We start from the raw sequence: 10,098 nt of genomic DNA, 5'->3' as shown, positions 1-10,098 counted from the left end.
CCGACCCTTGGGCACTGCCGATTCCGCTGTTGCAGGGCAAAGACGGCCAGTGGCGCTTTGATCCGGCGGGCGGCAAGCTCAATGTGCTGGAGCGCCGCATTGGCGCCAATGAGCACGCCACCATCCAGGCCTTGTTGGCCTCGGTCGATGCCCAGCGTGAATATGCGCAGGTCGATCGCAATGGCGACGGTGTGCTTGAGTACGCCCAGCGCATCAGCAGCACGGCAGGCCAGCGGGACGGTCTGATCTGGCCCACCAGCTTGGGCGACGAAAGCCCTCTGGGTGAAGCCTTTTTGCCCAAGAAAGCCGGCGAGGCTTATCACGGCTACCGCTTCAAGCTGCTGTCCGCTCAAGGCGATGCAGCCAAGGGCGGCGCGCGCAACTACCTGATTGGCAAGCGCATGGAGACCGGCTTTGCGATGCTGGCCTGGCCGCTGAAGTACGGCGAGACCGGCGTGATGAGTTTCATGGTCAATCAAGACGGCCAGGTGTTCGAGGCCGATCTGGGCCCGAATTCGGCCAAGGTCGCCGCTTCGATCACGAGCTTCAATCCTGGCCCGGGATGGCAGGCGGTGGCGCAGCCTTGATGCCCGGGGCGCGGCCTTCGCTTGCGGCCGCGCTTTTCCTGCCTGCAGGCCTGTCATGTATTTGGCCTGGCACCGAAGCTGCTGAGTGCAAATTTCGGGCTGCTTCGCTCACTCTGGAGAAAACCGTCATGGCGCTGAATTTTCGTATCTTGAAGGCCGCCGCGCTGCTACTTCTGGCCGGCTCGGCCTTGGCGCAGCAGTTCGTTTACCCGGCCAAGGGTCAGACGGCGGAGCAGCAAAAGGCCGATGAGGCAGGCTGTTACACCTGGGCCGTCGAGCAGACTGGTTTTGATCCTGCCAAGCCCGCTTCAGCGCCGGCTGCGGCGGCCCCGGCCCCCGCACCTGCGCCCAAGAAAGGCGTGACACCGGGTGCCGGCCTCAAGGGAGCGGCCAAGGGAGCGGTGGTCGGCGAAGTCGTCAGCGGCGACGCCGACACCGGCGCTGCCGCCGGCATGGTGGCAGCGCGCGGTGCCAGCCGCAAGCAAAATGCCGCCGCCGCTCAACAAAGCCAACAGCAAGCGCAGAGCCAAGCCGCAGCGCAGCAGCAACAGCAGCAAGCCGCAGCGGATCAGCAAACGGCGACTTTCGCCAAGGCGCGCGCAGCCTGCCTGGAGGGCAAGGGCTATACGGTCAAGTAGGCCTTGCTGCGCTCGCCATGGGGCACGGCGGCCGGCCTGGCGCTGAAATGCGCGCTCAGCAAGGCCTGCTCCTGGCCCAGGGCTTCTTGCTCAAAACCGCGCACCAAATCCATAAAGGCCAGTGTCACCGGCGACAGCGTGCGCGCGCGCTTGTGGATGAACCCGTAGTGCGTGTGCTGCCAAGGCAGGTGCAGATCCAGAAAATCCAGCTCACCGCGCCGCAGCTCCTCGGTGGCCATCAGCGGGGAAGCCAGGAACAGCGCGTCCGAGGCGGCCGCCAGCGCGGGGCCCAGCTGCATGCAATCCAGCGTGACGGCCGGGTAGAACTGCCCGCTCTCCGCACAGCGCTGCCCGGCGGCCGAATGATCCCCAAACATGGCGCCCACCTGCGGCGGCATGACGCCGCAAATCAGCGGGTAGTTCAAGGCATCCTGCAAACACAAGTCTCTGCGGCCAGCCAAGGGGTGGCCGGCGCGGCAGACCCAAACGGCGCGGTGCTGCGGCAGCGCTTCAATCTCCAACCGGGGGTCGCCCAGCCATTCGCGCGTGTCGGCCAGCCCCAAATCCACCGCGCCGCCGAGCACCTGTTCGACCGTGGCCTTGGGGCTGTGTTGGCCGAGCCTGAACTGCACCTGCGGGTGGCTCTTCATCAGGCCGGCGAGCGCCCGCCCAGCCGAGATGGCATAGGGAAACGGCCCGCAGGCAACCTTCAGCTGACCACACTCGACACCCTGCAGCAAAGCGATCTCGCGGAACAACTCACGGCTGCCGTTCAGCAACTCGCGCCCGCGCTCAATCACCAACCGGCCAAATTCGGTGGGCACCACGCCGTCGCGGGTGCGGTCAAAGATCGGCACCCCCAAGGTGGCCTCCAGCCGGGCAATGCTGCGCGACAAGGTCGGCTGCGCCATATGCAGCGACTCGGCGGCACGCGCAAAGTTGCCGTGCTTGGCCAAGACCACCGCCAAGCGGATCAGATTGATATCAAGACTGCTCGCTAATTTCATGTCTGAGCGGTATTGGCTGAATTACCTTTTGTAATTGGACTCTAGCTAGCAATGCGCTTGTAATCTCTATCGCATGCCGGTGCCGCCAGTCTTCCACGGTCCAAGCCCACCGCCATCATCGCATTCCCGAATGATGGCGCCGGGCTTGGCGCAGGGCTTCAACAGCCGGGCATGCAAAAGCGTCTGTGCCACGCAACTTTGTGAAGGGAATACCCATATGTTCATACGAAAGCTCGCGGCGCTGTTGGTAGCTGTGGTGGGGGTGACTTCAGTCGCCCACGCCCAGGCACCCGCAGCGGCCAAAAAACCCAATATTCTGATCATCTGGGGTGACGACATCGGCAACCAGAACATCAGCCACAACAGCCGCGGCATGATGGGCTACCAGACGCCCAATATCGACCGCATCGCCAAGGAAGGCGTCGGCTTCACCGACTACTACGCGCAGCAGAGCTGCACCGCCGGTCGCGCGGCCTTTATTGGCGGCTCCGTGCCCCTGCGCAACGGCATGTTGAAGGTCGGTCTGCCCGGCGCGAAAGAAGGCTGGCAGAAGACGGATGTGACGATGGCCACGGTGCTCAAAGCGCAAGGCTACGCCACCGGCCAGTTCGGCAAGAACCACCAGGGCGACCGCGACGAGCACCTGCCCACCATGCACGGCTTCGACGAGTTCCTGGGCAACCTCTACCACTTAAACGCCGAAGAGGAGCCGGAAAACCTGGACTACCCGAAGAGCCCGGAGTTCCGCAAGACATACGGCCCGCGCGGCGTGATGCATACCTGGGCCGACGGCAACGGGGGTCAGAAGATCGAGAACACCGGCCCGCTCACCAAGAAGCGCATGGAGACCATCGATGACGAAACCGTCGCTGCCGCGAAGAAATTCATCCTTGCGCAGCACAAGGCGGGCAAGCCCTTCTTCGTCTGGTGGAACGGCACACGCATGCATTTCCTCACCCACGTGAAGGCGGAGCATCGCGGTATCTCGGGCCAAGATGAATACAGCGACGGCATGGTCGAGCACGATATGCACGTCGGCGAACTGCTCAAGGTGATTGACGAACTGGGCTTGGCCAACGACACCATCGTCCAGTACTCGACCGACAACGGCCCGCACTACAACACTTGGCCCGACGCCGGCACCACGCAATTCCGCAGTGAGAAGAACACCAACTGGGAAGGCGCCTACCGCGTTTCGTGCTTCGTGCGTTGGCCTGGCAAGTTCATGGCGGACAAGATGCTCAACGGCATCGTCGCCCACGAAGACTGGCTGACCACCTTCGCCGCCGCTGCCGGCGCGCCCGACATCAAGGAAAAGCTCCTGAAGGGCGTGGCACTCAATGGCCGCACTTACAAGAACCACCTCGACAGCTACAACATGCTCGACTACCTGAGCGGCAAGGTCAAGGAGTCGCCACGCCAGGAATTCATCTATGTGAATGACATTGGCGAGATCGTCGCGGCCCGCGTGCGTGACTGGAAGGTCGTCTACATGGAAAACCGTGCCGAGGCGATGCCGCTGTGGCGCGAGCCCTTCGTTGAACTGCGCGCCCCGCTGATTTTCAATCTGCGTCGCGACCCGCTTGAGAAAGCCCAGCACAACGCCAACACCTTCGATGACTGGTGGCTGGACCGTGTCTACCTGATCTCGCCGGCGACGGAAATAGTCGGCAAGTTCCTGATGACCTTCAAGGATTACCCGGCCAGCCAGACGGCGGGTTCCTTCAATCTGAGCAAGATGCAAAAGCAAATCGAAGAGATGGGCAAGGGCGCCAAGTAAGGGCGAACCTACCCTCTTGCACCCGCCATCGAAAGTCGGCGGGTGCATTCGTTTTGGGAACCCGAGTTCCCCGCCCCGACACCAACAAGCCTCATCCACTGCACTGTGCCGCCATGAAAACCAGCAAGCTCGCAGGGCATGATGAGGCAGGGCAGGCGCTGTTCCGCGACGACGCCTTGCTCCGCTGGCAGCGCCGACTGCATATCGCCCCTCAACACGGCTTGGGCGTCGTGCGCCGCGCGCTGCTTGCGAGAGCGGCGCTGATTGTCGCGACGGCGGGGCTCAGCCAGACGCTCAGCTTGGCGCAGCCAAGCGACCCGCTGCCGAGCTGGAACGCCGGCCCGGCCAAGGCGCGCATTTTGGCCTTCGTCAAGGCTGTGACCGAGACAGGTGGCCCCGACTTTGTGGCCCCGGCCGAACGCATCGCAGTGTTCGACAACGACGGCACGCTGTGGGCCGAGCAGCCGATGTACTTTCAGCTCGCGTTTGCGCTGGACCGCGTCAAGGCCATGGCGCCCAGCCACCCCGAGTGGAAGAACAAGCCGCCGTTCAAGGATTTGTTGAACGGCGATATGAAGGCCGTCATGGCGGGCGGCGAGAAGGCCTTGCTGGAGCTGGTCGCTGCGGCCCACGCGGGCGCCACCACCGAGGAGTTTGCCGCCGCCGTGCAGGGCTGGCTGGCGACGGCCAAGCACCCACGTTTCAAGCGCCTCTTTACTGAATTGGTCTACGCGCCGATGCTTGAACTGCTCAGTTACTTGCGCGTCAATGGTTTTCAGACCTGGATCGTATCGGGCGGCGGCATCGAGTTCATGCGCGTCTTTGCCGAACAGGTCTATGGCGTGCCGCCGCATCAGGTGGTCGGCTCCAGCCTGGCGCTGAAGTACGAGTTGCGCGACGGCAAGCCGGTGCTGGTGCAGCAGTCCAAACTGTTCTTCAATGACGACAAGGGCGGCAAGCCGGTCGGCATTCACAAGGCGATTGGTCGGCGGCCCATCATGGCCTTCGGCAACTCCGACGGCGACTTCCAGATGCTGGAATGGACCAGCGCCGGGCCTGGGCCGCGTTTCGCCGCCTTCGTCCACCATGACGATGGCGAACGCGAATACGCCTATGACCGCGACTCCAAGATCGGCCGCCTCGCGCGCGGGCTGGATGAGACCGGCACGCGCGGCTGGACGGTCATCAGCATGAAGTCGGATTGGGCGCAGGTGTTTTCGGCAAACAAGTAGCCCAAGTTCGCGAGTCCGCTGGCATCTGCCGCCGGTGCGGTTGCCCCGACCGACGCGAGAAGAGAGTCATAAGATCGCAAAGATCACGAAGGAATACAAAGCCATTACTCCCCGTCTTTCTTCGTGATCTTCTTGATCTTCGTGATCTTCTGTTCAAAGTTTCCGGCACACGCAATTCCAGCACTGAGCGGCGCGATCAAAATCAAACAGAAGATCGCAAAGATCACAAAGGAATACAAAGCTCACGAAACCCACAGCAGCCAACCGCATGCATCCAAAATTTCAACATGCTGACGAATTGAGCCGCCAAGTCATTGGCGCCGCCATCGAAGTACATCGACTCAAGGGACCGGGCTTGATCGAGTCCATATATGAAAAGTGCTTGGTGCGGGAATTGTTTCTTCGCCGGATTCCCGCTCTACAGCAGGTCGTCGTGCCGGTCGAATACAAGGGCTTCACTTTTGAAGAGCCCCTCCAGCTTGATGTATTTGTAGACGACTGTCTTATCGTTGAACTGAAGGCGGTCACCGAAGTGTTGCCTATCCACAAGGCGCAACTTCTGAGCTATATGAAGCTGATGAATGTTCCTTTGGGACTTCTCATCAACTTTCACGAATTGCGTCTGGTCGATGGCATCCACCGCATGGTTTTGCGGGACGTCGATTGAAGCTTGAATCTCAAATCTTGAACAGAAGCTCGCAAAGCTCACGAAGGAACACTAAGCCCAGCGCCCGCAAACTGTTCTTCTTTTGCGATCTGCGTGTCTTTCTGTTCAAAATCCCCGCCCAACACGGGCTGCAATACAGTGCACAGCATGAGCAAAAAGAACGAGAAGGGCCCCGCTGCTGCCGCTACAGCGTTAGCCACGGCACCCGCCCAACGCGGCCCACGCTTAGGCTTCAGTTTCAAACCGCTGACCCTGCTGTTGCTAGCGGCGCTGTTGGTGCTGCTGCCTTGGTGGTGGCTGCGTTCCGCAGACGCGCCGCCGCAAACACAAACGCCAGCGCCGCCGCAGCTTGCCGCCCTGCCTGTCGGCCACGCCGCCTATGTGGACAACAAACAATGCCTGAGCTGCCATGCGGATCAGGCAAAACAGTGGCAGGGCTCGCACCACGCCAAGGCAATGGCCGCAGCCGGCCCTGACACGGTACGCGGTGACTTCAATAACGCCGAGTTCAAGCACCAGGGCATCAAGACCCGCTTCTTCATGCGCGAGGGTAAATTCTTCGTCAACACCGATGGGCCGGACGGCAAGTTGGCCGATTTTGAAATCAAGTACGCCTTCGGCCATGACCCGCTGCAGCAATACCTGATTGAGATGCCCGGCGGGCGGCTGCAGCCGCTGCAGATCGCCTGGGATGCGCCCAAAAAGCAATGGTTCCATCTGCTGCCCAAGGAGAACGCACCGGCCGGCGACGTGCTGCATTGGACCGGCCGCTACCAGACCGCCAACACCATGTGCATTGGCTGCCACACGACCAATTACCAGAAGAACTACGACGCCAAGACCGACACGTTCGCCTCGCGCTGGAGCGAGCCCAACGTCAGCTGCCAAGCCTGCCATGGGCCGGGCAAGCCGCATGTGGAATGGGCGGCGCTGAAGGCCGCCGGCAAGGCGCCGACCAGCGTCGCCAATTACGGGCTCAACGTCGACACCAAGGTCCAGGACGGCGCCAAACAGGGCGATGTCTGCACCAGCTGCCACGCTCGCCGCACCGAGCTGGACGGCAAGCCTTTCGCCGGCCAGCCGCTGCTGGATAACGTGTTACCTACCCTGCTCACCAGCGGCCTGTATCACGCCGACGGGCAGCAGCAAGACGAGGTCTTTGTCGACGGCTCGTTCCGGCAAAGCAAGATGCATCAGATGGGGGTGTCCTGCATCAACTGCCACAACGCCCATACCGGCAAAGTGAAACTGCCGGGCAATCAGCTCTGCTTGCAATGCCATGCGCCGGCGGCGACCCCAAGAAGCGCGCCGAATCAGCCCTTCACCAGCGCGGCCGGCGAGTACGACGGCCCGGCCCATCACTTTCACAAGCAAGGCTCGGCCGGCGCGCAATGCGTGGCCTGCCATATGCCGTCGACCAACTTTATGCAGATACAGGCGCGGCCCGATCACAGCCTGCGCATCCCGCGCCCCGACCTCAGCGTCAAGCTCGGCACACCTAACGCTTGTACTCAATGCCATGCGGACAAGCCGGCACAGTGGGCGGCCGACTGGGTGCAGAAGTGGTATCCCAACAAGCAACGTCCGCACTTTGCCGAAACCTTGGCCGCTGCGCGCGCCGGCAAGGCTGAAGCTGAGCCGGGCATGATCGAGCTGGCGGCGAACTTGAGCCAGCCGTCCATCGTCCGTGCCACTGCGCTGGCCGAGCTGCGCTACGCCTCGGACTTGGGCCTCAGTACCAAGATGGACGCCAGCCGCGACAAAAGCCCCGAGGTGCGTGCCGCCGCCGCTGACAGCCTGGAGGCGGCCCCGGCCGCGCAACGCTTGGCCGCCTTGGGCCCCATGCTGAGCGACCCGGTCCGGGCGGTGCGCAATGCCGCCGCGCGCAGCCTGTCCAGCTTGCCCGCAGGGCAGATCGGCATCAGTTTGAAGCCGGCCTTCGATGCCGCGCTGGCCGAGTACATCGCCACGCAAAACGTCTCGCTCGATATGCCCGGCGCACAACTCAATCTGGCCGTGATTCGCCAGAACCAGGGTGCCAACGATCAGGCCGAGCAACATTACCTGAACGCCCTCAAGATCGACCCCGACTTCACGCCGGCGCGTGCCAACCTGAGTCAGCTCTATAGCGCCACCGGCCGTAACCCCAAGGCCGAGGCCGTGCTGGTCGAAGGCCTCACGCGCATGCCTGCACTCGGTGAGCTGCAGTATTCGCTCGGCCTGCTGCTGGCCGAAGAGCAGCGCATGCCCGAGGCGGCTACCGCGCTGACCCGCGCCGCCAAGCTGCTGCCCGCACGCGCCAAGGTGCACTACAACCTCGGCCTGGTGCAGCAGGGCCTGGGCCAGCGCAAGCAGGCCGAAAGCGCCTTGCTGACGGCGCAAAAGCTGGAGCCTGCAGATCCTTCCATGGCCTATGCCTTGGCGGTCTTCTATGCGCAAGGCGGGCAGCAAGCCCAAGCCATCCAATGGGCCGAGAAGATGCGCCGCCCAGGTCCGCCGGATGCGCAGCTGGAGCAGTTCATTGCACGCTTGAAGGGCGGCTGAAGCGGCGCTTTTGCAGCGCCACGCCGGCGCCGCTGCCACTGTCCGGCGCAATACTGTCGGCCGTCACCAGCACGCGATCGGGTGCGCATTTGAGCGCCGAAAAGGTCGCCGCCAACTCGCCCTTCAAGACCTGCAGCTGCGCGATGTGAGCGTCGATCTGCGCCATCTTGGTCGCCAGCTGTTGTTCGATCTCGGGGCGGCCGAACTTGCCTTGCGCCAGCCTCGGCAAGATCGCGCGGATCTCCTGCAGCGAGAATCCCAGCGCCTGCGCCCCGCGTATAAAGCGCAGCTGCTCCACCTGGGCCGGCACATAGCTGCGGTAGCCGTTCTCCTGCCGCGCCGGTGCTGCCAGCAGGCCCTGCTTCTCGTAGTAACGCACGGTATCGGTGGAGATGCCGCAGGCTTTGGCGACTTGGCTGATGTTCATCTTGGCTGGGGAAAAAATGTAGGCACGGGCTTGACCTTGGAGCATAGACCAATCTTTAAGCTGACTACCTTCTCGACCCCATGCTTAGGCAGCCACTTCATGCGATCACTTGTTCACGTTCTTCTGATGGCCACTTTGATGCAGCTCATGCCTGCTCGGGCGCAAAGCCAGCCGCCCGAAATCGGCTTCGCCATCATCAAGACCGCGCGTGTCGCGGTGATGGAGGGGCTGTTGGTGCCGGGCGGCGGCTTCAGTAAAGAAGTCGACTCCAACTTCTCGGCTTTTTTGATCAAGCACAAGGACGAGTACTTTCTGTTCGACACCGGCATGGGGCGCCAAATCGCCGGCCAGTACCGTGCGGATATGCCGCTCTGGTGGCGGCCCTTTTTCAAATACGAAGCGCCCGTACTGCCGGCCCGCGAGCAACTGGACCGCGCCGGCATCCCGCCTTTGAGCCGGGTCATTCTCAGCCACAGCCATTGGGACCATGCCGGCGGTGTGCTGGATTTCCCCGAGGCGAAGATCAGCGTGGCACCGGCCGAGATGGCACTGATCCGCCACCCGACAAACGGGCCCGGCGGCACCTGGGCCTCGCAGATCGGCAGCACGGCGATCCAATGGGACTTGCTGGCCTTCAAGCCGCAACCCTACCGCGGCTATGCGCAAAGCCTAGATTTGTTTGGCGACGGCAGCGTCGTGCTGGTGCCCATGCCCGGCCATACGCCGGGCTCAATTGGCATGTTCTTGAAAGTCGACAGCGGGCAGGTCTACTTCTTCATCGGGGACGTGGCCTGGACGCTTGACGCCGTCAAGGCCGGCGCGCCCAAGTTCTGGGCCGCAGCCGCACTGGTGGACGGCCATGCCGAGCAAACGCAAAGCAGCGTCGAGCAGCTGCGCGCGCTGATGGGCAAAGACCCGGCGCTGATGCTGCTGCCGGCGCACGACAGCGCCGCGCAAGATAGGCTGGGCTACTTTCCGCAGTGGGTGAAGTAAATCATCAAGGCAAACGCAAGGCCCGCAGCAAGCGCGCCTGCCGTTAACCCTGGGGATTGAGTTCGGCGCGGCACTGCTGCACCCGCCCGTCTTTGTCGTTAGGGAAGACATCCAGCTGACCGTCGAGCGTGCGGCCCCGGCAGACGCCGTAGATCTCGGTCAAGTCGGTGGGCAGGCAAGCCAACTCGCTGACCCCGCCATCGGGGGCTATGCCGAACAGCAG

Annotated in this window: 10 protein-coding genes; 7 read left to right on the top strand and 3 right to left on the bottom strand. The window is 62.8% G+C overall.

The genetic code is table 11. The features are described 5' to 3' along the window. Together RMO57_RS14840 and RMO57_RS14835 are read left to right on the top strand one after the other, a co-directional pair. A partial coding sequence (locus tag RMO57_RS14840; RefSeq protein WP_310387899.1) for a DUF2950 family protein occupies nucleotides 1-587 on the top strand: 587 nt, incomplete at its 5' end. Nucleotides 588-715: 128 nt separating this feature from the next. Then, nucleotides 716-1,225: a glycine zipper family protein gene (locus RMO57_RS14835; protein WP_310387897.1), complete on the top strand. Its 510-nt coding sequence runs from the start codon at nucleotides 716-718 to the stop codon at nucleotides 1,223-1,225. Here RMO57_RS14835 and RMO57_RS14830 read toward each other — a convergent pair. Beyond that, nucleotides 1,210-2,232 carry a LysR family transcriptional regulator gene (locus RMO57_RS14830; protein ID WP_310387896.1) on the bottom strand — a complete coding sequence of 341 codons (1,023 nt, stop codon included), beginning with the start codon at nucleotides 2,230-2,232 and terminating at the stop codon, nucleotides 1,210-1,212. The genes RMO57_RS14835 and RMO57_RS14830 overlap by 16 nt on opposite strands. A 217-nt stretch (nucleotides 2,233-2,449) precedes the next feature. On the opposite strand from RMO57_RS14830, the gene RMO57_RS14825 reads away from it, so the two are divergent. The 4 genes from RMO57_RS14825 (at nucleotide 2,450) to RMO57_RS14810 (ending at nucleotide 8,455) form a co-directional block, all read left to right on the top strand. Beyond that, the gene (locus RMO57_RS14825; protein WP_310387895.1) at nucleotides 2,450-4,012 is read left to right on the top strand and encodes an arylsulfatase; all 1,563 of its coding nucleotides are present in this window, start codon (nucleotides 2,450-2,452) and stop codon (nucleotides 4,010-4,012) included. A gap of 113 nt (nucleotides 4,013-4,125) precedes the next feature. Beyond that, nucleotides 4,126-5,244, top strand: coding sequence for an HAD family hydrolase (locus RMO57_RS14820; protein ID WP_310387893.1), 1,119 nt, complete (start codon nucleotides 4,126-4,128; stop codon nucleotides 5,242-5,244). Between the two features lie 268 nt (nucleotides 5,245-5,512). Continuing rightward, the gene (locus RMO57_RS14815) at nucleotides 5,513-5,911 is read left to right on the top strand and encodes a GxxExxY protein (protein ID WP_310387891.1); all 399 of its coding nucleotides are present in this window, start codon (nucleotides 5,513-5,515) and stop codon (nucleotides 5,909-5,911) included. Nucleotides 5,912-6,058: 147 nt separating this feature from the next. Beyond that, complete coding sequence (locus tag RMO57_RS14810) at nucleotides 6,059-8,455, top strand: tetratricopeptide repeat protein (RefSeq protein ID WP_310387889.1); 2,397 nt, start codon at nucleotides 6,059-6,061, stop codon at nucleotides 8,453-8,455. Here RMO57_RS14810 and RMO57_RS14805 read toward each other — a convergent pair. Next, complete coding sequence (locus RMO57_RS14805; protein WP_310387888.1) at nucleotides 8,430-8,927, bottom strand: heavy metal-responsive transcriptional regulator; 498 nt, start codon at nucleotides 8,925-8,927, stop codon at nucleotides 8,430-8,432. The two genes, RMO57_RS14810 and RMO57_RS14805, sit on opposite strands and share 26 nt — an antisense overlap. Before the next feature lie 81 nt (nucleotides 8,928-9,008). Between RMO57_RS14805 and RMO57_RS14800 the strand changes: the two genes are divergently transcribed. Next, complete coding sequence (locus RMO57_RS14800) at nucleotides 9,009-9,875, top strand: MBL fold metallo-hydrolase (protein ID WP_310387886.1); 867 nt, start codon at nucleotides 9,009-9,011, stop codon at nucleotides 9,873-9,875. Nucleotides 9,876-9,918: 43 nt separating this feature from the next. On the opposite strand, the gene RMO57_RS14795 is transcribed toward RMO57_RS14800, so the two are convergent. Continuing rightward, a partial coding sequence (locus RMO57_RS14795) for a hypothetical protein (protein WP_310387883.1) occupies nucleotides 9,919-10,098 on the bottom strand: 180 nt, incomplete at its 5' end.

The organism is Roseateles sp., assembly GCF_031397715.1.
Classification (GTDB): Bacteria; Pseudomonadota; Gammaproteobacteria; order Burkholderiales; family Burkholderiaceae_C; genus Paucibacter_A.
Note: the sequence above shows the minus strand (reverse complement) of the source record. Positions and strands in the feature narration are given on the sequence as shown.